This window comes from gamma proteobacterium SS-5 (assembly GCA_009497875.2).
In the GTDB taxonomy this organism is placed as follows: domain Bacteria; phylum Pseudomonadota; class Gammaproteobacteria; order Chromatiales; family Chromatiaceae; genus Magnetovirga; species Magnetovirga frankeli.
Genome location: CP032508.2, coordinates 3,349,612 through 3,376,229, shown reverse-complemented (window position 1 = coordinate 3,376,229; position 26,618 = coordinate 3,349,612). Strand labels below are relative to the sequence as shown.

Annotated in this window: 15 protein-coding genes and 1 pseudogene; 6 read left to right on the top strand and 10 right to left on the bottom strand. The window is 45.2% G+C overall.

Annotation, left to right across the window (positions count from 1 at the left end):
- Positions 1 to 10: 10 nt before the first annotated feature.
- On the bottom strand, positions 11 to 1,612 hold the full coding sequence (locus D5125_03775) for an ATP-binding protein (protein QFY88670.1): 1,602 nt from the start codon (positions 1,610 to 1,612) through the stop codon (positions 11 to 13).
- A 57-nt stretch (positions 1,613 to 1,669) separates the two neighbouring features.
- Entirely contained in the window at positions 1,670 to 3,265 is a 1,596-nt protein-coding gene (locus D5125_03770; GenBank protein ID QFY88669.1) for an AAA-like domain-containing protein, read from the bottom strand.
- Positions 3,266 to 3,930: 665 nt separating this feature from the next.
- Here D5125_03770 and D5125_17320 point away from each other — a divergent pair.
- From D5125_17320 to D5125_03745, 5 genes and pseudogenes are all read left to right on the top strand, one after another.
- Positions 3,931 to 12,387, top strand: a complete 8,457-nt coding sequence (locus tag D5125_17320; protein QPB72201.1) for a hypothetical protein — start codon at positions 3,931 to 3,933, stop codon at positions 12,385 to 12,387.
- Positions 12,388 to 12,715: 328 nt separating this feature from the next.
- Positions 12,716 to 14,542, top strand: a complete 1,827-nt coding sequence (locus D5125_03760) for a tetratricopeptide repeat protein (protein QFY88667.1) — start codon at positions 12,716 to 12,718, stop codon at positions 14,540 to 14,542.
- Positions 14,535 to 15,326 carry a glycosyltransferase family 2 protein gene (locus D5125_03755; GenBank protein QFY88666.1) on the top strand — a complete coding sequence of 264 codons (792 nt, stop codon included), beginning with the start codon at positions 14,535 to 14,537 and terminating at the stop codon, positions 15,324 to 15,326. Before D5125_03760 ends, D5125_03755 begins: the two co-directional genes overlap by 8 nt.
- Before the next feature lie 161 nt (positions 15,327 to 15,487).
- Positions 15,488 to 15,738 (top strand): annotated as a pseudogene (locus tag D5125_03750) (DUF433 domain-containing protein).
- Positions 15,739 to 15,989: 251 nt separating this feature from the next.
- Positions 15,990 to 17,045 carry a glycosyltransferase gene (locus D5125_03745; protein ID QFY88665.2) on the top strand — a complete coding sequence of 352 codons (1,056 nt, stop codon included), beginning with the start codon at positions 15,990 to 15,992 and terminating at the stop codon, positions 17,043 to 17,045.
- 59 nt (positions 17,046 to 17,104) lie between these two features.
- On the opposite strand, the gene D5125_03740 is transcribed toward D5125_03745, so the two are convergent.
- Positions 17,105 to 17,815, bottom strand: a complete 711-nt coding sequence (locus D5125_03740; protein ID QFY88664.1) for an FkbM family methyltransferase — start codon at positions 17,813 to 17,815, stop codon at positions 17,105 to 17,107.
- 671 nt (positions 17,816 to 18,486) lie between these two features.
- Here D5125_03740 and D5125_03735 point away from each other — a divergent pair.
- On the top strand, positions 18,487 to 19,482 hold the full coding sequence (locus tag D5125_03735) for a radical SAM protein (protein ID QFY88663.1): 996 nt from the start codon (positions 18,487 to 18,489) through the stop codon (positions 19,480 to 19,482).
- 130 nt (positions 19,483 to 19,612) lie between these two features.
- On the opposite strand, the gene D5125_03730 is transcribed toward D5125_03735, so the two are convergent.
- Genes D5125_03730 through D5125_03705 form a run of 7 tightly spaced genes read right to left on the bottom strand, consistent with a single transcriptional unit; the run spans position 19,613 to position 26,529 of the window.
- Positions 19,613 to 21,130 carry a B12-binding domain-containing radical SAM protein gene (locus tag D5125_03730; GenBank protein QFY88662.1) on the bottom strand — a complete coding sequence of 506 codons (1,518 nt, stop codon included), beginning with the start codon at positions 21,128 to 21,130 and terminating at the stop codon, positions 19,613 to 19,615.
- A gap of 22 nt (positions 21,131 to 21,152) precedes the next feature.
- Entirely contained in the window at positions 21,153 to 22,184 is a 1,032-nt protein-coding gene (locus D5125_03725) for a radical SAM protein (GenBank protein ID QFY88661.1), read from the bottom strand.
- A complete protein-coding gene (locus D5125_03720) occupies positions 22,181 to 23,203 on the bottom strand; it encodes a radical SAM protein (protein ID QFY88660.2) in 1,023 nt (340 codons plus the stop codon). Before D5125_03720 ends, D5125_03725 begins: the two co-directional genes overlap by 4 nt.
- On the bottom strand, positions 23,193 to 24,191 hold the full coding sequence (locus D5125_03715; GenBank protein QFY88659.2) for a radical SAM protein: 999 nt from the start codon (positions 24,189 to 24,191) through the stop codon (positions 23,193 to 23,195). Before D5125_03715 ends, D5125_03720 begins: the two co-directional genes overlap by 11 nt.
- A gap of 2 nt (positions 24,192 to 24,193) precedes the next feature.
- The gene (locus D5125_03710) at positions 24,194 to 25,021 is read right to left on the bottom strand and encodes an FkbM family methyltransferase (GenBank protein ID QFY88658.2); all 828 of its coding nucleotides are present in this window, start codon (positions 25,019 to 25,021) and stop codon (positions 24,194 to 24,196) included.
- Positions 25,018 to 25,293, bottom strand: a complete 276-nt coding sequence (locus D5125_17315) for a hypothetical protein (GenBank protein QPB72200.1) — start codon at positions 25,291 to 25,293, stop codon at positions 25,018 to 25,020. The genes D5125_03710 and D5125_17315 overlap by 4 nt, the downstream gene beginning before the upstream one ends.
- A 27-nt stretch (positions 25,294 to 25,320) precedes the next feature.
- Complete coding sequence (locus D5125_03705; GenBank protein QFY88657.2) at positions 25,321 to 26,529, bottom strand: glycosyltransferase family 4 protein; 1,209 nt, start codon at positions 26,527 to 26,529, stop codon at positions 25,321 to 25,323.
- Positions 26,530 to 26,618: the final 89 nt, after the last annotated feature.

The following is a 26,618-nucleotide window of genomic DNA, read 5'->3' as shown; positions in this document are numbered from 1 at the left end:
ATTGTTATCCTCAGGTACCCCAGACTCCGACCTCCTGGCCCTGATGATTGGCCTTGCGCTGCCAGATTTTTTTACTCCATGGAGTCTTGGGGTTGCGATTGAAGATGACCAGATGCGCCTCATCGGCACCGACACGATGGCAATAGTCAAACGTCTGCTTTAGTCCCTGGGCAATGACGGCATCCAGAGAGCCGCGCAGCAGCTTGAGTTCGATGACGACTCTTTGCAGCGGGCCATACATCCCTTGTTGAGGGTCTAGCGGCCACTCGATTAAGAGGTCGGTGCGCTTGCGCCCTAGGCCGTATTCCCTGGTTAGTCGGCCGCCACCGTTGATGATGCGCTGCAGAAAGGCCTGCATCAGCAGTTGCGGGGCGGCCTCTTTGTAATCAAAGCCCTCGCTCCAACTGTCGGAGTGTTCGCGGAAGAATTGTTGGAAGGCGGTCAGCAGCTTGGCCATGTTCAGGCGATGGCCGGCGTCTATGTACCAGCTGGTTTCCTGATTGGCGATCATCACCTGGGTCGGCCAGGTCAGTTCCCTGGGTAGCACTTCTTGATAGATGCGGTTGCTGATGCGTACCGATGGACGCAGGGTGATCAGGCCCAGGTCGGCCACATATTGCAGGTCATCAGTTTTAAGGCCTTCGGTATCCTCTTCCTCGGTGCTGAGCAGTCGGGAAATCACGCCATGCACTCGGGCTTCTTTTAGTTTATCGCTGAGCTGGTCCAGATGGGTGGCGCGGGATTGGATCAGCCGCTCGCGGGCAGCCTTGTAATCGATCAGGCTGATGGTCTGGCTGCGATCACGGGCCGCCTTGTTCTTCCAGGTCACCTCGTAGCCCAGGGCGTTGACCAACCAGGGCTGGCCGCGGCTGTCTTGCCAGAGTTCAGGGAAAATGTCGGGGTCAAATAGCTGGCCGGTTTCCTCAGTATGCTGTAGCCAGAGGCTGCGGGTTTCTTCCTCGGTGAAGTTGCCCATGCGCAGGGACTCGGCCTTGATGTTGAAGGCGCTGCCGCCGGTGATGACCTGGGCTCCTTCTTGCTCCATGCGGTAGTCGCGCACATCGCGCACACCGCAGAGGACGATGGACTGGGGGAAGTACTCCGGGCGCTGGGCGTAGCCGGCGCGAATCTGGCGCAGCAGGGAAATCAGGGTATCACCGACCAGGGTATCGACCTCGTCTAGTAGCAGGACTGTGGGTTTGTCCGATGATTTGGCCCACTGTTGCAGTACCTGAGTGAGGAGATGCTGTGGGGCTAGGCCCTGTTTTTTTTCTTCGTACCAACTGAGCAGGGCCGGTTGTTGGAGATAGACATCGATGGCATTGACCAGGGCATCACAGGCCGCCGGTATGCCCTGGGTCTCGTCCCCCCGCGCGGCTTGGGCACCTTCGATGTTGGCATAGGCACAGGCGTAGTCGCCGGACGCATTGAGCGCTTGCATCATCGCCAGTAGGGTGCTGGTCTTGCCGGTCTGGCGCGGGGCATGCAGCACGAAGTAGCGCTGCTCGCGAATGAATTGCTCGATCTCATCCCAGTCTAGCCGCTGTAACAGCGGCAGGTGGTAGTGCATTTCCGGCTTGATCGGGCCGGCGTTATTAAAAAATCGTTGCATTTTTTAGCCTACCTTGATGCTCAAATTCCGGCGCTATGCCTTCATGCGTTGTTATTATCAAGCCCCCCAGACTCCGATACCCCAGCCCTGGTGCTGAACTTTGCGTTGCCATATCTTCTCATTCCAGGCCACCTTGGGATCACGATTGAAGATGACCAGATGGGCCTCATCGGCCCCGACACGCTGGCAATAGTCAAGCGTCTGCTTTAGTCCCTGGGCAATGACGGCATCCAGAGAGCCGCGCAGCAGCTTGAGTTCGATGACGACTCTTTGCAGCGGGCCATACATCCCTTGTTGAGGGTCCAGCGGCCATTCGATGAACAGATCGGTGCGCTTGCGCCCTAGGCCGTATTCCCTGGTTAACCGGCCGCCACCGTTGATGATGCGCTGGAGAAAGGCCTGCATCAGCAGTTGCGGTGCGGCCTCCCGGTAATCAAAGCCCTCGCTCCAACTGTCGGAGTGCTCGCGGAAGAATTGTTGGAAGGCGGTGAGGAGTTTGGCCATGTTCAGGCTGTTGTTGGCATTCAAGTACCAGCTTTGCTGCTGCACCATGGTGTCCTGCAGCACGCTGGTCAGTTCTCTGGGCAGGACCTCTTGATAGATACGGTTGCTGATGCGTATCTGCGGCTTGCGTTCGATTAGGCCCAAGTCGGTGACGTATTGCAGGTCATCCTCGGGCATCTGCAGGCCGGTTTCTTCGCCTACCAGCAGTGCCTGAACGACTTCGCGCACCCGTTTTTCCTTGAGCTTGTCGCTGAGCTGGTCCAGATGGGTGGCGCGGGATTGGATCAGCCGCTCGCGGGCAGCCTTGTAATCGATCAGGCTGATGCTCTGGCTGCGATCACGGGCCGCCTTGTTCTCCCAGGTCACCTCGTAACCCAGTGCATTAACCAGCCAAGGCTGACCACGGCTGTCTTGCCACAGCTCGGGGAATATCGCGGAATCAAACACTTGGCCGGTTTCCTCCGTGTGCTGCAGCCAAAGGCTCTGGGTCTCTTCCTCGGTGAAGTTGCCCATGCGCAGGGATTTGGCCTTGATGTTAAAGGCGCTGCCGCCGGTGATGACCTGGGCACCTTCTTGTTCCATGCGGTAGTCGCGCACATCGCGCACGCCGCAGAGGATGATGGATTGGGGGAAGTATTCGGGCCGCTGGGCGTAGCCGGCGCGAATCTGGCGCAGCAGGGAGATCAGGGTATCGCCGACCAGGGTATCTACCTCATCCAGTAGCAGGACGGTGGGTTTGTCTGAATGTTGCGCCCAGTGCTCCAGCAAGCTAGTGAGCTGATCCTGAGGGGATCGATTGCGCCCTTGTGTTTGGTACCAATCATTGATGGCCGTTTGCGGCAGATAGAGGGAGATGGAGCGTGCAATGGCGCTGCAAGCCGCCGGTATGCCCTGGGTCTCGTCTCCCCGGGCGGCTTGGGCACCTTCGATGTTGGCGTAAGCACAGGCGTAGTCACCGGCCGCATTGAGCGCCTGCATCATCGCCAGGAGGGTGCTGGTCTTGCCGGTCTGGCGCGGGGCGTGCAGCACGAAGTAGCGTTGCTCGTGAATAAGCTGTTGAATTTCTACCCAATCCAGCCGTTGTAGCAGTGGCAAATGGTAGTGTAGTTCAGGTTTGATGGGGCCTGCGTTATTGAAGAAGCGTTGCATCTGGGGTGCCTTGCTCAGATTATTTGGGTGCAGCCAGGGCTGCTTAGTATGCGCTTCCCGCATGGCAGATCCGGACAGTGTAAACAGGGTTTCGTTATCGCTTAGATGGGAAAAACTGCCGTTAATCAGCCTACATTGCGCTTAAGTGCTTAATTGTACTAGGATGGATTGAGGCTTGACATGCTTGCCGACAAATAACAGGGCGCTAGGAGCCTGTCGGATTTAGGATGCACCTACTGCGCCGGTGGGAAGAACGGCCCAGAATTGTTTTGAACATTGGCCCCGATTTTTCGTTGCGTAGGCCAACTATGCGCCTCAAAATCATGAAAATTTGTTCTCGCTCTCCCACCTTGCTCGCTACGGGCACCTAAACCCGACAGGCTCCTAGCTGAGGGAGCAACTACTGGCCAGGGCCGAAAAAAAGGCTAAAGATATTTGCCAAGCGGCCGCTAGGATAATCAAAGAACCCCGTGTTGGGGTATTTTTTGCGGCTTCAATCAGGCCGGAGATCAATGGCTGGCTACTGCATTATGATAGATAATGCATTGAATTCACAATAAATTATACTTGCCGCTTATTCCTGAATAGCCTAGTGATTTGCTGTACAAACCTGCGCCGTCTCACCACGACGTTTTACAGGGCATAGCCCTGCTGAGGAGTTGAGAATGTCTATCGTCATCGGATTGAGCCCATCAGAGATCAGTGCATTCACCACTGAGCAGATCGTCAATCTGACCCGTGCCGACTTCAGGGCTATGACCACGGAGCAAGTGGGTGCCTTGGAAGGCGCGCAAGTTCGTGCGATTGAAAATACAGATTTGGTGGTGCTGAGTTCCGATCAGATACAGGCGGTAGATACCTACAACATTGCCTCCCTGCGGTCTGAGCAGTTGCGGGCCTTGACTGAGGCGCAGGTTGGGTATCTGTCTAGTGAACAGTTGAATGCGTTATCTACCGAAAATTTTGCAGTATTCCGTAATGACCAGATTCAAGCCATTGAAATTGGGGATTTTGCAAATCTCTCTGATGATTTGATGACTGCACTGACGTCAGAGCAGACGAGTGTGCTTACTGCCAATCAAGTTAATACGATTACGTCTGACCAGATACGACTATTTTCTGAAGAGGATATAGCTGCCCTTGGTACAGGGCAGATGAGCAAGCTGACGACTGATGCTTTGGCTGCTCTAACCTCAAATCAAATTCAGTCCATACAGACTCAAGACCTACGTGCATTGTGGACCACCCAAGTTCATGCTCTTGATCTCAGTGCTATGAGTACTGAGCAGCTTGGATCCTTGCGTGATGTTCAAATTTCTGCACTTTCTGACGAACAACTAAATGCACTCTCTGGCCAACAGTTTGCCTCATTTGGTTCGTCGCAAATTCGATCTATCAGTGCTGATACCTTGTCACGCCTTTCTGCTGACACCATAGGGGCAATGACTTCAGATCAGGCATATGCACTGACAGGTGGGCAAATTACTAGTCTTACGACAGATCAGGTTAAAAGCCTTGCGACTGAGAATGTACAAGCTTTGCAGACATGGCAGTACGCACGTCTTTCAACCGATCAAATTTCAGCATTAACAGTAGAGCAACTTGGTGTAGTAAAGGCGCAGCAATTACGAGCGCTAGATGCAGATCAGTTTAGCTCACTGAGTGCAAGCCAGTTAGCCAGCTTATCTACTGAATTGGTCAGTGCGGCCAGGGGCGTCCATATTGCAGCGCTTTCTAGTGATCAGCTTGAAGCGTTTTCAACAGACCAGTTTGCTTCTCTCAATACCTATAATATTCGATCAATCAGCACTGATAATTTTTCAAAGCTTTCTAGTTCTCAAATTGCTGCTATGACGACAGACCAAGTTCGCTCCTTGTCTGGCGACCAGATGGCTGCAATGACCGCTCAGCAAATTCAGGGACTCACTACTGAAAATATTGAAGGGATGAAAACCTGGCAATTCTCCCGTATTTCCACAGATGGTATGGCCGCACTGAGTACGGCTCAGATCGGGGCAATGCAGACATGGGACATCCAGGCCCTAAGTGCTACGCAACTTTCAGCACTCACAGATGAAAGCCTTTCAGCACTTTCGACTGATCAGGCAAGAGCGCTGACGGAGTCCCAGATAGCAGCTCTTTCTAGTGATAAGCTTAATGCCTTGACTACTGATACAGTTGCAAGTCTTGGTTCTACACAGATTAGGGCAATAAGTTCTGATAATTTTGCTTCATTAACAACAGACCAAGTGGCTGCTTTCACGACTGAGCAAACACAGAGTTTGACCGGATCTCAGTTGCTGGTGTTAACCTCAGACCAACTTCAGGTATTCAGTACTGGTGATATAGAAGCGATGCATTCTTGGCAAGTGCGTCGCCTTTCCACTGAACATATTGCCTCATTAAGTACAGAACAGTTGCGCGCCATGGAAACTCGGGATTTACAGGCGCTGAGTGCCTCGCAATTGGCGGTACTTTCCACAGAACATGTTAAAGCATTGTCAACTGATCAAGTACAGTCGATGGGAACAGCTCAGATTGAGGCGCTCTCCAGTGATCAGATAAATACGCTATCATCTGAGCAAGTTGTAAGCATGACTGCTGATCAAGTTCGCGCTATTTCCACTGATAATGTTACTTCTCTTGCGACTGGTGCTATTTCAGCATTGACGACTGACCAAACTTCTCGTCTGAGTAGTGCCCAAGTTGCCGCACTCCGTTCGGACCATCTTGCGGCTTTAAGTACTGAAACTATAGAAGCATTTCATTCATGGCAGATCTCTGCTTTGACAACTGAGGCATTGTCAGGGATAACAACTGATCAGGTTAAAGCAATAGAGACGTGGGATCTTAGAGCTCTTAGTAGTGAGCAATTTCAATCTCTTTCAACCGACAGCATAGCTGCTTTGACATCAGATCAAGCAAGGGCAGTAACTACTCCCCAGCTAAAATCCATGACCTCTGATCAGCTGAACGGGATGAAAGCGGAAAGTTTTTCTGAGTTTTTGACGTGGCAGATTAGTCGTCTGACTACAGATAATGTGAAATCACTTACAACTGATTTAGTTAATGTGATGACAGCTGATCAGTTCCGGTCACTTACCGCAAATCAGCTACAAGTGTTAACTTCAGAACAAGTGCAAGTTATTAGTACTGATAATATTGCTTCTATGAAGTACGCTCAGGCACAAGTTCTTACTACAGACTTTATCAGTGCGCTGACGTCAGATCAAGCAGCTTCACTTAAAACCTTTAATATTGGAGTACTGACTACTGAGCAAATACGATCTTTAAATAGCGATAGCGTTTCTGCGCTATCAAATGAGCAATTTGAATCATGGAATTATCTACAATTTTTAGCACTCGATAGTGATCAGTTAAATGCACTTGCAACTGATAATGTTGCAAGCATGAAGACATACTGGCTAGAACGAATTACAACCGATAATTTTTCAAGTCTTAACTCCAATTTCATATCCGCACTATCTTCTGACCAAATTGGGCAAGTTACCACAGATCAAATTTTAGCCCTAAGTACAGATCAGATAGCTTTTCTTGATACAGAAGATATTGTGGCATTAACCACAGAGCAAGTGCGTTCTCTGAGCACGGAAAATGTTGCAGCCCTTAGTACTGAGCAGATGGCAGCCATGGAGGCAGTCGATCTGAGAAATATGACCACAGATCAGGTCATTGCGCTTTCTACTGAAAACGTACAAGTTCTCTCCTCGGATCAAACGCAGGCATTAACCGGCTTTCAGATCAGAGCGCTTTCCAGCGAGCAGCTCAATAGCTTTACAACAGACAACCTCAAGGCGCTGACCGGCGATCAGTTTCGTGCAATCGAGACCGATGATTTTCAGGTTCTGACTACTGATAATATCGCGGCCATGACCACGGAGCAGGCCTCCAGCATGAGCAGTTCACAGCTGTCTGTGCTGACCACTGAACAGATGGCTGCCCTGACCTCTGAGCAGGTTGGCTCTTTCATGAATATTCAGGTTGGGGTTTTCTCCAGTGACCAACTCAACGCCCTGACAACCGATAACTTCGCCAAACTCAACGATGGCCAACTGGGCAGGATCTCGGCTGAGACCTTCTCAAACATATCGACCGAGCAAATTTCGGCCCTCACTTCGGATCAGGCGGCAAGTCTCAGGACATCTCAGTTGGCTGCCCTGACCACTGAGCAAATTCAGGCCTTCGACCCAGAAGATGTGGCTGCTATCAGCTCCTTGCGCATCCTGTCCATGACCACGGACAACCTGGCCGCATTGGACTCTGATCAGGTGCGCGCCATTGAGACTGAAGACATTCGCGTACTCAGCGCCGAACAAATCGGCGCATTCACCACGGATGGCGTGAACGCCTTTACCAGTGACCAGACACAGGCCCTGACTACCCGTCAGGTAGCCGCGCTATCCAGCGACCAACTCAATGCCCTGACCACGGATAACCTGACCAAGCTGTCCGCGGATCAAATAACCAGCATAGGCACGGATAACTTTGCCAGCCTGGGTACGGAGAGCATTTCCGCGTTGACCTCTGATCAGGCCAGTACGCTGTCCAATAATCAGGTGGCTGCATTGACCACGGATCAAATCCAGGCCTTTGATCCTGAAGACCTGGCAGCGCTGAGCACCTCTCAGGTTAGGGTTCTGAGCACAGACAACTTGGCCGCCTTGGCAACAGACCAGGTACAGGCCTTGGAGGTTGCCGATTTGCAGGCCCTGAGTACCGACCAGGTCGGTGCCTTGACTGCGGATGGAGTCGCCGCCTTGACCAGCGATCAGGCTACTGGCTTGACGGCCAGTCAGGTCGGTGCCCTGTCCAGCGACCAACTCAATGCCCTGACGACCGATAACTTTGCCAAACTGTCCGCAGGACAGATAACCAGCATAGGCACGGATAACTTTGCCGCCTTGTCAAACGATCTCATAGGCGCGCTGAATACCGAGCAAGCGGTGGCGCTGAGCACTGATCAGCTGGCCTCCATGGGATCGGCTCAGGTACAGGCCTTGAGTACGGAGAATGTTGCCGCGCTGAGTGCCAACCAGGTAACCAATCTCACCACTGATACCCTTGCCGCCCTTGCCTCAGATCAGGTACAGGCGCTGGAAACCGATGATCTGAAATTGCTCTCGGGCGAGCAGCTTGGCGGCTTGACACTGGAAAGTATCGAGGCGCTGAGTTCGGATCAGGCCAAGGCACTGACAGGTACCCAGATTGCCGCGCTTTCCAGTGATCAGCTCAATGCCATGACTACCGACAATCTGGTGGAACTGAGTTCTACCCAGGTGCAGTCGATTCAAACAGATGATCTGCAGAACATGGAGACCAAGCAGATCTCCGCCCTCACATCGGACCAGGTGGCCAGCCTGACCAATGACCAGCTGTCTGCGCTTTCCTCGGCACAGATACGCGCCTTGCAGACCGAGGATGTGGCCGCCCTGACCGAGTCCCAGGTCGCGAGCATGGACACCGATGATGTTGCCGCCCTGAGCGCCCAGCAGCTGGCCGCCATGGAGACCGATGATCTGCGCTCACTCAATACCGAGCAGGTGACGGCCCTGAGCCTGGACAGCATAGGCTCACTCACCTCAGAGCAGGTCGGAGCCTTGAAGAATGAGCAGGTGGCGGCCTTTACCACCGACCAGCTCAATGCCCTGTCAACGGATACCATGGTGGGTCTGACCACGGACCAACTGCGTTCGATCGATACCGCCTCCCTTGCCAGCCTATCTGAAGTCAAGATTGATTCCTTGACCTCAGAGCAGGTGGGTGGACTGACTACAGAGCAGATCAACGCCCTGAACTCAGACCAGATTCGCGCTCTGTCAACCGATGATGTCGTGGCGCTGAGTGCCGACCAGGTCAGTGCTATTGCCACCGATAGCCTGAGCACCATGTTCCGCTCCCAGTTTGCCGCCATTGAAACCGATGACCTGCAGGCCCTGACCACTGAGCAGGTTACCGCCCTGAGCCCGGACCACATTGGGGCGCTGACCTCGGATCAGACCCAAGCGTTGCTGACGGAGCAGGTCAACACGCTCAATAGCGATCAGATCAATTTCATGACCACGGACAATTTGACCAAATTGTCACGGGATCAGCTACAAGCGATTCAAACCGATGGAATAGCCGGGCTAACCACGGATAACCTGAATGCCCTGACCACTGAGCAGGTCGGTCAGTTGAGTGGCGTACAGATTGCTGCCTTGACCACCGACCAGGTGCAGTCGCTGGAAACGGAAAATGTCGCTGCCCTGGTCACGGAACAGATATCCTACTTGGGAACGGACCGCATCGATGCCCTGAGCACGGAACAGCTGCAAGCCGTTGAGACCGATGATCTGCGTGCACTTACCACAGAGCAAATGGTCGGCCTGAATACGGAGCACATGGCAAACCTCACCTCCGATCAGGCCAAGGCGTTCACGGTTGATCAAATTGGTGTACTGGTCAGTGATCAGCTCAACAGCATGACCACGGATAACTTCCAGGTATTGACCACAGACCAGGTCGGCAGCATCAATACGGACGTATTCCCGAGTCTATCCACCGAACAGATAGAGGCCCTGACCACGGAACAGATACCAGGCCTTAATGCTAGCCAAATTGGTTTGCTGGCCACGGAGCAGGTGCGCGCCCTTGAAACCGATGACCTGGCGGCCTTCAGCACCGAGCAGATTCAATCCCTGACGACAGAAAGCCTCAATACCCTGCTCACCGATCAGTTCCAGGCCATTGAAACAGAAGATATTCGTGCCCTGACGACCGACCAGGTCAAGGGTCTGAGTACGGATAATGTCGATGCCCTGACCTCGGATCAGGCAAGGGCGCTGTCTGCCGATCAAATCGTTTCGATGGACAGCAACCAGCTCAGGGCAGTGACTACGGATAACTTCAGCGTCCTCACCAGCGATCAAATACAGGCCATAGAGACCGATGATTTCAAGGCCCTACAGTCTGAACAGATAGGTGCCTTGACCACGGAGCAGACGACCAGTCTGACCGGCTCTCAATTGGGGGCCCTGACCAGTGATCAGATGACCGCCTTCGGCACAGAAGATCTGGCGGCCCTGACCATCGGACAGATACCCTCGTTGACTACAACCAACCTCAACGCCCTGAGTACGGATCAATTCCGCGCCTTTGAAACCGAGGATGTGCGGGCCATGACCACGGATCAGGTAACGGGCTTGAGTACCGAAAATATCGAGGCACTGACCTCTGATCAGGCCACGGCGCTGTCTGCCAGCCAGATGGTTGCGCTGGGGAGCGAGCAGCTGCGGGCCATCACCACGGACAATATTGGCCAACTGGGCACAGATCAGATTCGTGCCATTGAAACCGATGACTTCCAGCAGCTCTCCTCTGACCAGGTAGCGGCCTTCACCACGGAACAAACCGCCAACCTGACCGGGGCGCAGCTCAGCGCGCTCACCTCAGAGCAGATGCAGGCCTTTGATACTGAAGACATCGAGGCCCTGATTACGGCTCAGATCAGTAACCTGACCACGGAGAGCCTGTCCGCCCTGAGTTCCGATCAGATGCGCGCCATGGAGACCGAAGACCTGGTGCAGTTGAATGCAACCCAGATTGCCGCCCTGAGCACGGACAACATCAAGGAACTGACCTCTGATCAGGCAACCGCCCTGACCGCCAGCCAGATCAGCGCCCTGACCAGTGAACAGGTCAAGGCCCTGAGCACGGACAATATCGCCAAGCTGGGCGCAAACCAGGTGCAGGCCATTGATACGGCCGATTTCAAGGAGATGAGCACAGAGCAGATCGCCGCCCTGGGTACCGAGCAAACGGCAGCCCTGAGTAACGACCAACTGGGGGCCATGACCTCCGATCAGGTCAGGGCCTTTGATACCGAAGACATTGCTGCCCTCGGCACCAGTCAGATGGGGGCCTTCAGCACGGAAAATATCAATGCCTTGACCACTGAACAGGTCGCAGCCATTGAAACCGATGACCTGGCAGTCTTGACTAACACGCAGGTAGCGGCCCTGAGTACGGAAGGGATTGAGGCGTTTACCTCCGACCAGGCCAAGGCCCTGACCACAAGCCAGATTGTGGCGCTGGGTTCTGAACAACTCAATGCACTCACCAGCGATAACCTTGCCCAGCTGAGCGCCAGCCAGATCCAGGCGATAGAGACAGACGACCTGAACAAGCTCGCCACCGACCAGATCGCCGCCCTGACCACAGAGCAAACCGCGAGCCTGACCACCACCCAGCTGGCTGCCTTGCGTTCCGATCAGATTCAGGCATTTGGTACCGAAGACGTTGCCGCTTTGGGTACAAGACAGATACGTGCCATGACCACGGACAACCTCAATGCTTTGAGTACGGATCAGCTTCAGGCAATTGAGACGACTGACCTGCAAGCCATGACCACCACCCAGGTTGCGGCCCTGAGTACGGAGAACATTCAGGCCCTAAGCAGCGATCAAACCAAGGCATTGACCGGTAGTCAGATAGGAACCCTGGGCAGTGACCAGCTGCGGGCCATAACGACAGACAATGTTTCCGAGCTGACCACGACCCAGATCCAGTTCATCAGCACGGATAATTTCTCGGAGCTGAAGACAGATCAAATTGCAGCGCTGACAACAGAGCAAACGGCCAATCTCAGCGGCGGGCAGATTGGGGCCCTGACCACAGACCAGGTGCAGGCGTTTGGTACCGAGGACATTGTCGCTCTGACCACCTATCAGATGAGCCAAATGTCCTCAACCAACATTGCCGCCCTGACCACTGACCAAGTGCGCGCGTTAGAAGGCGAGGATCTGCGTGAACTCAATGCCAGCCAGATCCAGGCATTGGAGACGGAGGACTTGCAGGCCATGAAGGCCGCCCAGATCGCCGTCATGGCCTATACCCAGATAGCTGCCCTGACCACGGACCAGATCCAGGATGGCTTCGGTTCCGAGCAGATCAAGGCCCTGGACAGCAATCAGATTGAGTCACTGACCACAGAGCAGGCCGCCTCTCTCACCACGGAACAGATCGAGTGGTTGACCCTTGCCCAGGAGCAGGCCTTTACCTACGCACAGATACAGGCAATAGCAACAGACGATTGGGCCGCAAGGGATGGAGATACGACATAGTTGGCTAGCCATGCACGTCCCGGGCTGGGAGGCCGACTTTGCCATGCGGCTTAGGGCGGGCCGCGCCCGCCGCCAAGCCACAGCCATGAAGCCTGCCCCTAGTGGTTGCTCGGCGGCCACGGGCCGCCCTATTCGATTGGCTGAGATTTGTGGGTAATCAGGAAAAAGTAAGTGTTGCTTTATCTAATAAAGTACATATAAAACAATAAAATAAGCTTTTATTAAAATAATTTGCATTCATATACTAAGGCAACGGAATGTAATTAATTGACAAATGACTTTTTCTATGGGATAAGTCCGAGGAAATCAAAGCGTAGATGGGTGGGTCATGCAAGAATCCTCGGTAGAAGTCGGTTTCGCAGTCGCAATACAGAATGCCTGGAAGGGCAATCTGGACTTGAACCACCTCCTCCCTCAGGCGGAATCCCTTGAATCGGCAGGCTTTGCCTCACTGGCCGCCGTGCTCTACCAAACCTGGCTCAAACGCAACCAAACTCCCCTCAACCATGTAGCCTGTTTCAATCTGGGTGCGCTTCTGTTCAAGTTGGGTGAACTGGAGCAGGCCAAGGAGGCCTATAGCCAGGCCATCGCCTTAGCCCCCAGCTTCTTCCAGCCCCGCTTCAATCTGGGCATGACCTATGAGCACTTGGGCCAACCTGAGGAGGCAGTAGCCCAATGGCGCTGGATCGATGACCATGTCCGTCCCAATCAGGTGGCAGAGCGAGCCACCCTGTTGATGGCGTTGAATAATCTGGGCCGCCTGCTGGAGATCCAAAAGCAATACCACAGCGCCCTGGGCTACATGACCAAGAGCCTTACGCTGGAACCCAACCAGCCAGACGTGATTCACCACTGGGTATTTCTCAAGGCAAAACACTGTGCCTGGCCGGTCTATCAGCCCTTTGCGGGCGTGACCGAGGCCTTGATGAAGGAACACACCTCGGCCCTGGCCATGATCAGTCTATCCGATGACCCCGAGACCCAGCTTTCAACGGCACGGCAATTCGTCAAGAAAAAGGTGCAAACCGACCTGCCGGCATTGGCTCCGTCCGGCGGCTACAGGCATCAAAAGATTCGTGTTGCCTACTGCTCGTCGGACTTCTGCATTCACCCCGTGAGCATGCTTACCGTCGAACTCTTCGAGTTGCACGACCGAGACCGCTTTGAGATCTATGGATTCTGTTGGACCAATCAGGGTAATTCTCCACTAAGACAGCGTGTTATCAACGGTATGGATCACTTCACCAGCATCCTGGGGATGGATGACGCAACGGCCGCGCAACTGATTCGCTCCAATGAGATTGATATTCTGATCGATTTGCAGGGCCAAACCCTGGGGGCAAGACCCAACTTGCTGGCCCATAGGCCCGCCCCCATTCAAATAACCTATTTGGGCCTTCCCGCCACCACGGGTCTCCCCTTTATCGACTACGTCATAGCGGACCGATTCCTCATACCCGAAGAATACACAAAATATTACTCGGAAAAGCCAATCTACATGCCGGATGTCTATCAGGTCAGCGACCGACAGAGAAAACATGCACCCATGCCCAGTAAAACAGACTGTGGCCTGCCAGAAGATGCCTTTGTCTTCTGCTCCTTCAATAACAACTACAAATACACCCCCGAGGTATTCGCAGTCTGGATGAATATTTTGCGCAGGGTACCCGATAGCGTGCTTTGGTTATTGGCAGACAATCCCTGGTCCGAGATCAATCTGCGCAACGCAGCAAAAGAACAGGGGATAGAGGGAGACCGCCTGTTTTTTGCTCCACGGGTATCGCCTGAAGAGTATCTGGCCCGTTTCGCTACGGCCGACCTGTTCCTCGACACCTTCCCCTTTAACGCAGGAACCACGGCCAATGATTGTATCTGGATGGGCCTGCCCGTACTGACACTGACGGGCCGTTCTTTTGCATCACGCATGGCTGGAGCCTTGCTCACAGCGGCCAAGTTGCCCGAGTTGATCACCTATGATCTCGCTGAATACGAAAACAAGGCTGTAGAACTGGCAACTGATCATCACCAGTACCAAGAGCTAAGAGAGCGTACCAAGATGGTGCGCATCAATGGCGTATTATTCGACACACCTCGCTTTGTTTCCCATCTGGAAGAAAAGATGCAGGCCCTGGTGAAAGGAGCGCCCATTGATTGAACTAAGCATCATCATCCCGACCCATGGTGGACGAACCCGAGAACTGGTTCGCTGCCTTGAATCGGTAAAAAATTGCAATCTGCGCAGTTATCAGATCATCCTTGTTTCTGATGTGCACGATCAGGAGATATCGGCAGTGGCCGAGCAATACCTGGGGGGTAAAGACTACTTCATAGTCAGAAATGGTAAGCCAGGCCCGGCTGAGAGCAGAAACCTGGCTTTGGAACTGGTCGAGGGCAGTCGCGTACTCTTGCTGGATGATGACGATGCGCTACCAGAAACCGGATACCAGTCCTTTGTTGATTTTGCCCTGGCCAATCCCGATAAAGCCGTATATGGAGATGTGGTAATAATAAAAGAGGACAGAAAAAAGGGCGTACTCCTACCTGATCCACCAGAGCGAATGCCCTCCACAACCTATGAATTCCAAAGCATCTATGTCAAGAATTTCATTTATACCCCGGCCTGTCTTTATCCCTCCCACTTGATTCGCGGCATCAAGCAAGACACGCACATGAGATCCTTTGAAGATTGGGAATTCGTGCTGTCAGTGATCTCCAGGGTTGAGTTCAAACCACTGGACCAGGTAGTTGCCATTGTGTACAAAGACTATATCAATGTAGGTAACCGCCGTAGCACCACAGAAGCAGCTCGAAACTTTGAGTTGGTACTCGACTATCTCTATGTTTACCGCAGGTGGCCAGCGCCTACCCTGGACCTTAAAAAGAAGAGAGAAGATATGCTTAAGTCGGTAGGTTTAGATATTTCGGCACAATTCCTCTAAGAGTAAGCAGGTATGCAGAAGACGAACATTCTTTTGCATAATATTCGCCTGAATAAGAGTGACTTTACAATCAGATACCATCAGCCTGATATGTCACTAGACCTTGAGTTAGACTCAGAAAAAGGTATTATTTATTCTAAACTGGAATTGAGGGGGGCATCATGAGTGTAAACGTTGTAACGAGTTACCCTAAAGTTCTTGGTGGAACCCCTGTTTTCGCTGGAACCAGAATCCTTGTGTCCGTTCTGTTCGAGAACCTTGCTGATGGGTTGGCACTGACGAGGTTCTTGATTCTTATCCCACGCTTACCCGTGAAAAAGCACTGCTGCCTTGCAACAATCTCTGGAACAAGTCCGTCCTAGGCAGAAGGTGGTCATGGACATGGTGGCTGATGCAAGCATTTGGAACCTGATGAGGATACGTGCTATTGAGCGGGAAACACACCATACTAAGCAAAAGTTCAAAACGCCAGACAATGGCATGTAATGTCAGCCAATATCCTGAGTATGACGCCCTATAAGGTCATGGCACTGCAAGAAAAGGCTTGATCCCTGGAGCTAGTAAGAACCTTATTGATTCATTAATGAGTTTGGTATATCAGTATGTTAAAGGCTTTGAAATGAAATTTGTTGAATATGCATCTACTGATAAAGAGGCATGCTCATGAAACTGTCAATAATTATTCCCACTAATAGGGCGGGAAGAACGGCGATTTCAATTATATGTGAGTATATTGCTTTTGCATCAGATGAAATTGAAGTGGTAATTGTTGATAATTCAGGAAATGAAGAAAAATCAGATTTTCTTAAGAAACTAAATGGGAAGAACATTACCTATATTTGCAATCCAGATGTAAATGGAAAAACAAATCTTAAAATAGGTATGGAACAAGCATCAGGTGAATATATATTCATAGGAACAGATGATGATGTGCTGCTACCTTCAGGGTTCGATAGTCTGATTCAACTAGTTTTTTCATCCACCTATGGTGTAGAAGTATCTGCATTTACAGGTAGATATTATCTAGATAGAAGTGGAGAGTTTCAAAGCTTTAAATACAATCCACTAGATCATGATAGTCCAACCGAGCGAGTGATGAGTTTTTTTCATTCTGCTGGAGGACTTAATGTTATATTATTCAGTGTAATTCGAAGAAAATTTGTGGAGATGTTTGTAAAGTACTATAACAATCATCCGGCAGTATTTCATTTTAATGATTTGCTTTTGACGGCGTCAATTATTATATTTGGTAAGGTTTACGCTACAAATTCTCCATTTTTTATTTACGATATGTTGAATTGGAATAGTAGTGAGGCATCGTTATCTACACATTTAAATTACTACCGACAGTTAGATTTAGATGAATCGCTCACAGTAATTCATGACTTGCTTTTATCATTAGAAGTGTATCACTATTTACTTGGAATTAAAAAAGGGATGGGATTTTCAGATGATTACAACGAGGCCATAATAAGATATTTTCAAATCAAGCACCTCAACTTAAAAAGCACCTTAAGGTATCATCCTGAAAGAAAAGGGAAATACTTTAAAGAGGCTTGCGAATTACGCGAAAAATGGGTGAATAAAGAGATTCTTGGAATTGAAGAACTTAAGAAAGATATTAGCGAATTCCTTGTAATGGTTAATCCGGAAAAAATGAAAGGATACTTAAAATTTATAGAAAAAGTAAGTTCTGGAGAGTTGTTTTCGACCGAATAATTAAAAAACTTTAAAGATAAAAAATTTATAAATGATATAAATAGCAAGCTAAGATGTGATCATGTAGATTCGATCTTATTGTATGCGTCTCTACTTAAAATAATAGCATTAGCTGCCCATAGCCTCCCCGTTCTTGTATACACAAATGGAGCTAAATCCCATATTTTATAATTGTGTTGTTCAATAAAACTTAGTAAGTCTATAAGTTGCATTTGATTAACGTAGGTTTCAGCAAAAGTAATCTCAAGAAAAATTACAGAAATACTGCCTCTTGAGAGTAGATTACAGGCACCTTTCAAAACGTTAAGTTCAGCACCCTGTACATCAATCTTTAAAATGTCAATCTGGTCAATACCAAACATTATAGAAAATTTATCCAAAGTTATGCAGTCAACCTTAATTTCTTCAAAATCATATTTACGATCTTTACTTAAACGTTGTAACTTAACTTCAGGCTGAAATAGTGAGCTTGCACTTAACTCACGGGTTACAAAAAAAGAACAGAGTCCTGATTGCTCGTTTAAGCCTTTTTTGAATAACTTAACCTTAGAGTTATGTCCATAAGATTCTTGTAATTTATCCCACGCTAAAGGATTAGGTTCAAACGAATAAATTGTGGCACTAGTACATAACTGGTGATATTTCTCTATTGACTGACCTTCATTGGCACCAACATCAAATACGATAGGGTTATAAATAGCTAGGCTAGATAGTATTTCTGCCTGCTTGTTAAAAATCTCAAATTCTCTTTCAGCATAATACCTGGTCATAATGGCTGCTTGCTTTGTATATTAGTTGCTATACTAAAAAATTTATGCCACAAAATTGTTTGGGGCAGTAATATGGAAAGACTGATACAACTGCTCAGGTTTCATGCACTCTGTTTCAGTTGGGAAGAAGATGCCTAACTTCGATTACGTAGGGAGCATTACCTGATTGTTCCAGAGCAACCAAAGTACCGAGGCCGTCCAGCTAAGTAGGCATCAGTGGTCGATTGGAAGAGGACCGGGAACCCAAGTCTTTGCCCAAAATCCTCATTGATACTGCTGCCATGTAGGGTTGAGCGTACCCGGAACAAACGCGTAATGCTGCCATTACGTTTTTGCGCTTGACAGCTACATACTGAACAGAGCTTAATTATACCTGATTGTTTAAATATTATACCTATGATCTTTATGGCCAGGAGTGGGATTGGCAGCAGCACAGCATGGCGCGTGTCAGTTGCCAAGCCATCTGTTCAATAAGCGCCCGTTAGTGAATGCGCAGCATTCTAGGGTACGTAATTAGAGACTGACCTCTAGCTACCTGTTACTGACAAACTTTTCCGAATGGCAAAAGATTGTCGATAAGTATTATTTATTACTTATTAACTACTTCTTTCATCTAATTAACTAAGATTAAGTAATTTTGTTGTCTTATCCTAAAGTAAAAGGTTTTTATTATGGCTGAATTGAGAGAATATAACTTTATTATTGATGTGGTTGGCACATGCCAGTTATCTTGCCCCTCATGTCCTGTTGGAAATATTGGCAGCATTGATACAAATTCAAAAAAGATAATGCAACCTGAGTTGTTAAATAAAATCTTAACAAAAGCAGTGACAGAATGTAGTGTCAGAGGAGTTTTTTTACATAATTGGACTGAGCCAACCTTGAATAAGCATCTACCTGAACTAATCAGAATTGTGAAATCATTTGGTATTCCCTGCCACATAAGTACTAACCTAAATACTACTAAAAGATTTGCATCAATCTTACTCGCTGGCCTAGACTCGCTTAAGGCATCGGTATCAGGCTTTTCTAATGAGGTCTATCAAAGAACGCATCGTGGCGGCGACATTGAAGTTGTAAAAAAAAATATGAGATATTTGTCTGAAATAAAAGCTGAATTTAAACTTAATACTAATCTTAATGTGTTTTACCTACGCTACAATGACAATATAGATGATGAATTTTTAATGAAAGCATATGCTGAAGAATTAGGGTGGAGATTTCAGTCAGCCTGGGCACAGTTTATGCCACTCGAAAAAAGTTTAGCATTGATGGGAGATGTGCATGCAAATGATTTTATTGTAACAGACGATGATAAAAAATTATTAGACTTACTGGCGCTAGGTTACGATGAAACTCTTGATGCTTGTAAGAAGGTTAAGTTGGATTGGTGTCGGTTAAGAGAAGTTGAGATGGTGCTAGATTCATCCGGTGATGCAACGCTCTGTTGCAGTGTTTACGATGCGAAGAAGTATCGTCTTGGGAATTATCTAGATATGCCTATAACAGAAATACAAAAGCAAAGATATGATTATTCTATTTGTAGATCATGTATGCAAAATGGCTTTTTGGCACTTGGGCTTTACTTAGCACCTGAAATAAATCTTATAGGGGTTAAAAACGTACTGAACAATTATGCACGTAGACTGGGTTATTCTATTAGCTAAGAATTGATAGAAGAGAATCTTTGCGCTACAAGTGTGTTAGCTTTTTAATAGCTGCTTAAAACATAGATATTATTTTCATATTTTCTTATCTATCTCATAAGCTTTAAACAATAGTTCTATTGACTAACAGTCAGCGCCCAGCTTGCAATATCATTCCAGATTCGACTTGGCTCTCAACCCCATTGGCAAGATCGTTTATTAAACTGGAATGTGATGGCTTGTTCGTTTCATTGCTTTTACTTATTTCTTCTTTTATTTCGTCACTGAGTATTCGAATTTGATTGAACTTTTGCCTAAACATTGCCATTTCCTCAAACGTCATATCTTTTGGTTTAATATAGAACTGCTGATCTTTTTGAACAGGATCAAGCTCAACATCACCACGCCATAGAGAATTGATATCAAAATTTACATTTAATAGTCCTTCATTTACAGCTTGTTCAAAAACTCTTGATCCAGGCATAGGGATTAAATTAAAAACGTAATTTAAATCAGCGTTTAATTCAATAAGTAGGTCATATGTTTCCTGCAATGTTTCTACCGTGTCTTCAGGAAAACCCATAATTGACATGGTGCTCGTTCTTATTCCATTTGCTTTCAAAACCTTTTGCGCCTTAAAGATTGATTCTCTACTTATTTTTTTTCCAATTACATTGGTTCGAATCCAGTCACTACCGTGCTCTACAGGAAGTCTGGCAAATGTACATCCTGCTCTAGCCATTGCTTTTGCAATATCATCATCTACTTTTCCTAGATACAATCCACAAGTTGGTTCAAATTGAATATCTAATTTACGTCTAATAATTTCATTACATATACCAATAATATGATCTTTTCTAATATTGACTATATCATCAATAAATCCAAAGTAATTCATACCAAACTCTTTATTAAGATACTCGATTTCATCAACAACCTTATAGGGAGAACGAACTCTAAACATTCTACCCATTGTTGTGAAGCACGCACAGAAATTACAACTGAATGGGCAGCTTCTAGAAGTTAAGATAGGAATTGAAACCTTAATGTCAAAGCCTTTTGGATTATGCCACCCTGTATGATCACCGTAGTAGTCTTCAAGGTTAATAAGATCCCATGATGGCATGGGAATTGAATCTAGATCCTTAATAAAACCAACTCTATCATTTTTAATTACTTTACTGTCGCTACGCCATGCCAGGGCTTGAGTTGATGATAAGACGTGTACATTATTTTTTTCAATAGAGTTTATAATATCAATAATCTGCGTTTCACCTTCACCAATAACTACTGTATCAATTGCAGGGCAGTGTTCTAGTATTTCAACTGGGAATAAGGAAGGGTGAGCCCCGCCAAGAGTAATATGAATGTCAGTGTATGTTTTGATATGCTCAGCAGCTTGCATTATGAAAGGGAACTGCTGACTCACAAAGCAGTTAAACCCAATTAAGCTCGGATCGTGTTGCTGTATTGCGGCGTCGATATCCCTTAGTGCATCCATATTGTTATAATTTTCTGTATATCTAGCCTTCACAGATAGATCTAGTATGATTGGTTCATGGCCTTTACTTTTTAATACTGAAGCTAAGTACAGCAGAGGTAAGGGAATAGCCCCTTTTGATTCTTGCATCCAATCTAATTTTTTACAGCTGACTAACAGTACATTCATGAAATACACTCCAGTATTTAATTTACTTAAAATTTGAATAAAGCGCGCTTAATTGTTTCCGGGCACTATCCAATTCATCCATTTCGTTGCTTACATCATCAGGTGCACAGCATTTGGCACAACCATTTAGAGTATTTTTGTTTCCATTTAGATGTTCTTGGCGAAACAAATTGATTGTCTTGTTGCTAAATGCTTGGGCTAGTGTTGTTTCGCTGATATTTCCAAGTAATGCTGGCTTATATATGGCGTCACAGGGAGCTATATCTCCATTGGGCCAAACTGCCATAGAAAAAAAAGGAAGAGGACAAACTATACGAGGAGCATGAGTATTTCCATAACGATCTGTCTTCAAGAAATTATGTTGTTCACCATCAATGTTCACTCCAGCATAAACTGGTTTTACCTGTTCGATGTACATTCGAGTTGAAATGTTATCAAATAATTCATAAAACTTTTTTTCTTCGTCTAAATCAAGAGAGCAATCCATGATTTTAATAAATAAATGAGAATTAAATTTTTTTCCTTTTTTGTGAAAATACTCTAAATTCTTAATTAATTGATTAAAATTAACTTTCACTCCTGCAACTAAAGAATATTTATTAGAGTTTAATCCTTGAATCGAAACTCGTATATTTGAGACACCTGCATCTATCAATTTATCTGATAGATCATGGCTTAGTAAGGAGCCATTAGTAATGATCTCAATACGCTCTGCAATATTATTATAATTTGCCATCTCAATCATTTTTGGCAATAATTTATTTATTAACGGCTCTCCATGCCCCATAAAAGAAAGTAATTTGTAAGGTTGTGGGAAATTTTTTGACTGTTCAATTATTTTTTCAAATGTTGAGATGCTCATTAATTCTGAAGAATTATAGTTAAATTCTGATGCTAGTTTTTTCTTTCCAAGTACTTGAGCGCAGTAGTGACATTTAAAGTTACAAGCATTAGTAGGAAAAATATTCAAGGTAAAAGGTGTTTTGAGTGGTAAAACATCTTTTAACCTTACTCGATCATTATGGCCACAAATAGGTTCAATGCTTGCCATTATAATCCCTCAATTTTTTTAATTAAATTGTTATCTATTTCATCTAAATTGTCTTCTTTAGGTGTAAAGCAAAGATAATTGGTACAGAATTTACATATATCTGGCTTTTCTCTATTTTCCATTAAATGTGATAGCATTAGATTCTTATGGTTAGTTCCATTCCATATGAGTGTAATGTCTTCATCGTTAATATTACCCAGACTGAATTCCAAAGGTAAACTTAATGGTGGACAAGGGAAACAATTACCATTTATATCTATTTGTAATGAATAAAATATGAATGGGCATACATTTCTTTTAGCAGAAAGTTCGCCATAAAATGTTTTGTCATTAGATATTTTATTGTTGTAGTTGCCCAACATTGGTTGAGCCTGCGTCAGATTCTCAATAAAAATTTCATCGCAGATAGACCCAAAAATATCATAAAACCGGTCGTGATCAGTTTTGTCTCTTAATTCTTCTTCTATTACTTTAATGTAAACTTCACACTTCCCTCTGCTTTGAATAAAAAAATTAGAAATTTTTTCTACAAGAGACAAAAAATCTATTTTTACTCCAGTATTTAGTTTGTATTGCTCATCATTAATTCCTTGTATGGATAATCTTAATTTAGTTAATCCTGACTTGATTAATTCACTAGAAATCTTTTCATTAAGATAGTAGCCGTTAGTAAATATTTCAATTTTTTCAGATATGTCATTTTCTGAAATCAGCTTAACCATGTCCGCAATTCTTGGATTTGCCATTGGTTCTCCAAGACCAGTCAACAACACACGTTTGAACTTTCTAGGAAATTTTTTAGATTGATAAACAATTTTTTTAAAAACAGAAAATTTCATTTTAGATAAACTAAATCCCTTAGCTTTTTTTTCCGAGTTGCTTAGTGCATGCAAACAATAACTGCACTTAAAATTACATACCTGTGATGGTGCTATAAATAAGGTAAATGGAGTGTCTAGAGGAACTATGTCTCTTAATAGTCTACGCTGATTGTCGTACCCAGGCTTAATCTTAGCTTGCATTCGGTGCTCCATTTTCGAAAGCTTTAAGTAATTTATCTTTACAACTATCGAGATAATCTCCTTCCTGCAATCCATATATCGGTACAGAACATCGACTACATACTTTATTAGATTCTCTATCGCTTAACATAGTTAATAAAAATTTCCTCTGTTGTTCACTTTCCCATAATTGCTTCAGGCTTTCATTATTAACATTACCTAAAACTATTGGTATATCAATAGAGCAACAAGGCAGTACATCACCGTTTGGTGTAACTACTTGCATATAAAATGGCATAGAACAAATTTCTGAATGAATAGCGTGACCCTGTTTGCATTTATCAAAGTTATTTTTTATTAATGATAAGTCGAGCTGCGGTACAAAAGGGATGGCATATTCTATGTCAATATAATCTGAAATTGATGAAAATATCGACTTAAAATAAAATTCATCTTGCTTATCTTTCAATGCAATGTCTATTATTTTTATATAGACTTCAGTATGTTTTTTTTGACTGTAAAAGTATTTAATATTGTCAATAAAATCATTATAAATAAGGTTGTGATTAGATATTTCTTTGTACTTTTTCTCTGATGTACCTTGAATAGATATTTTAAGCCTGTCCAGGCCTGCATCGATAAGACTATCAGACATTTGTTTGCTCAGCATCGATGCATTAGTTGTTATTTCTACTCTCTCTGCTATGTTTTCTTTTTTTGCTAAGTCAACCATTTTTATAATGTCTGGATGCAATAGGGGTTCACCATGGCCTGCAAAAATTAGCGCTTTAATTCTCGATTCATAATCTTTTATTCCTTTGATTGCATTAATAAAGGTATTAAAATTCATAACATCTTTACTAAATCCCCTTTTCTTTAATTCAGCGTTTGAAATTGCATGTATACAGTAATTACACTTGAAATTACACTTATATGATGGAAAAATATGAACTGAAAAAGGAGTTTTGAGCGGTAATCGATCAGCAAGCTTTTCTCTTTTAGGCAGCATGATTATTGATTCCTTTGAGCATATAATACTGTTTCCATGCATGCGCTGGAATGTGATCTAATAAATAAATTATAATTAAGGTTCCAAGAGTTAATTAAGTTAGGTACTTCCCAGAAGTGATTTATATAGTGGTAGATGCTTATGGCTAGTTGTGGAGAATTATTATTAATCAATTCTCTTGCTCCAATAAGTGCATTAATTTCTTCTCCTTCAATGTCCATTTTTAAGAATTCAACAGGATAATTTATGAGGGTTTCATCTAGACGAATAGATTTAGCAAAAATTTTACCTTCTTTGCTAATTTTGCTCGAACCAGTATTTTCATCAAAAGATATTAATCCAGTTTTGTTGCTTACAGCGGACTGAAATAGAATAGTTTTTATATTTGAATTTAAGGTAGTTGAAACTAATTCATTGTAAGAATTAGGATTTGGTTCAAATCCAATATATTCCCTAAGATTAGGGTTGATGTTAATCAATTTATTAAAAGTGTCTCCTGTATAAGCTCCACAATCAATAAAATTATTAAAGTTATTTCTAAAGCCGTCTAGACTTATAAAGTATTGCTCTTTTTCATTGCTTTCTCGTGCGTTATCATAGCTTCTTAATAAATGAGAAATTACGTTTTTTGTATAAGTTAATCGGCTTTCTTCATCAGCTAGATAATCAAGAGGCTTTAGTATGTCTATGACATGTTGCTTGTAATAGTTTGTTTGGTCTTCGTATTGATTTTTAATAGTCATAGCCCGTAGATACTGAGCATCAATAAATTTTGTGAAACCTAGTTTTTTTAAATAGGCAACGAGATTTTTTCTCTGATGTTTTGTCATAACAATTGACAATATAATTGTTGAATTTTTTTATTATACTTCTGTGGATGTATTGTAGGTATCTCGTTGATAAACGACTTTGGATTAATGTCTAAAAACTTGTCAGGAATTATTTTATGAATTTTAAGTAAATTCGCGGTTTGCTGTCCAAAGGCACCTGCACCATAAATTACTACTGTCTTATCTTTAATATTATTTTCAATGAAAGAAAGTAGGCAAGGGTAGTCAATTTTATTTATGTTATTTATTGCTTCTTTGATTAAGCTATGCATGTTAGATCTCTATTTTAAATTATAAGTCTACTTCATTTTTTCTAGGGCGTTCGACCAAGCTTTAAGTAGTTTATTTTCGGGATAGTAGTGCCGAAAGTGAAAAACGCTTCCTTTTGTTTGCTCAAATAAAATAGGTTGATATGCCTTGTTTGCTATGGTTACTGTTCCATTTTTATTAAAAGAGTTTTTCTTGCCCTGACTTGCCAAAAACCAAGCCGAAGGGTTTGATCCGAATAGTTTTTTGAAGTTAAAAATTTCTTTTGGTATCTTGATTATGCTTTTGTAGGTTTCAGATAAACGTTGCTCCATTAGAGCACTATTGTAGGAAGCTCTTGAAGCTCTTGCTGCCTTACGCTTCATTTTATTCAGTTCATCTTTGTCATTGGATAGACGTTTAACTACTTGTGCTAATTGAGTAGGTGTTTTTACTATAAATCCTGTTACTTCATGATCTACAATATGACGTTCTGCAGGGTTGTTTAATACGATAGGTATGATACCCATTGCCATAGCCTCAATTAAGGCGTTTTCAGCTGTTCCATAATGACTTGGATGTAATAGATAAATTAATAGATCTGCCTCAGAGAGAGACGTGACAATGTCTGATTGATAACCAACGAATTTTAGAAGATCAGGTTTCCCTTCTATTTCGCATAGAGTACTTAGCTGGTTACTTCCTTGCAAATCTCCAATCATTGTAATAAAAAAGTCTGGTAGGTCTACCGCTGCTGCAAATTGTACAAATTCTGGATGAATCTTTGCTGAATTCAAACTGCCTAGATATACAGCACTTATTTCTTTTCTATAATTGAATATAGGAGTTGGTAATTTTTCTACGCCACAACCGCTTGATATAAAAGAAATACTTTTTGCGCCTGCTGCAATTCGTTTAGCAATCTCATTTGCCTGCAGAGAACATTTAGAAGTGCAAACAAATTGATGAGCACTATCAATCAATGATTCTGGGATATAAGGGTTTTCAATCCCTGAAACATGGCACCAGATTAACAATCGCATAGTTGGTAAGCTGCATGAACATAATGCCCTGAAGAGTGTTGGGTGGTTCCACCACTCTAATTGAACAATATCTGCTTCAGTAATTAATTTATTTAGCATTCTTGGTGTTGGTGACACCTCTACCTGTATGCCAATACTAACAATAGAATTAATGAAATCTTTTTTTTCTGGTTGTTCAAGGCATACTATTACATGTTGTATTATTGAGTTTGTGAGCACTGACTGCTGGCATAGACACGACAATGCTTTACCGACACCTCCACCGAGGTGAGGGGTTATGTGAAGTACTCTAATTCTTTTCATGATAA

What these genes read in the sequence shown, in the direction of transcription:
- D5125_03775 (QFY88670.1), bottom strand. Translation starts at nt 1,612, where the DNA reads ATGCAACGATTTTTTAATAACGCCGGCCCGATCAAGCCGGAAATGCAC.
- D5125_03770 (QFY88669.1), bottom strand. Translation starts at nt 3,265, where the DNA reads ATGCAACGCTTCTTCAATAACGCAGGCCCCATCAAACCTGAACTACAC.
- D5125_17320 (QPB72201.1), top strand. Translation starts at nt 3,931, where the DNA reads ATGTCTATCGTCATCGGATTGAGCCCATCAGAGATCAGTGCATTCACC.
- D5125_03760 (QFY88667.1), top strand. Translation starts at nt 12,716, where the DNA reads ATGCAAGAATCCTCGGTAGAAGTCGGTTTCGCAGTCGCAATACAGAAT.
- D5125_03745 (QFY88665.2), top strand. Translation starts at nt 15,990, where the DNA reads ATGAAACTGTCAATAATTATTCCCACTAATAGGGCGGGAAGAACGGCG.
- D5125_03740 (QFY88664.1), bottom strand. Translation starts at nt 17,815, where the DNA reads ATGACCAGGTATTATGCTGAAAGAGAATTTGAGATTTTTAACAAGCAG.
- D5125_03735 (QFY88663.1), top strand. Translation starts at nt 18,487, where the DNA reads ATGGCTGAATTGAGAGAATATAACTTTATTATTGATGTGGTTGGCACA.
- D5125_03730 (QFY88662.1), bottom strand. Translation starts at nt 21,130, where the DNA reads ATGAATGTACTGTTAGTCAGCTGTAAAAAATTAGATTGGATGCAAGAA.
- D5125_03720 (QFY88660.2), bottom strand. Translation starts at nt 23,203, where the DNA reads ATGCAAGCTAAGATTAAGCCTGGGTACGACAATCAGCGTAGACTATTA.
- D5125_03715 (QFY88659.2), bottom strand. Translation starts at nt 24,191, where the DNA reads ATGCTGCCTAAAAGAGAAAAGCTTGCTGATCGATTACCGCTCAAAACT.
- D5125_03710 (QFY88658.2), bottom strand. Translation starts at nt 25,021, where the DNA reads ATGACAAAACATCAGAGAAAAAATCTCGTTGCCTATTTAAAAAAACTA.
- D5125_17315 (QPB72200.1), bottom strand. Translation starts at nt 25,293, where the DNA reads ATGCATAGCTTAATCAAAGAAGCAATAAATAACATAAATAAAATTGAC.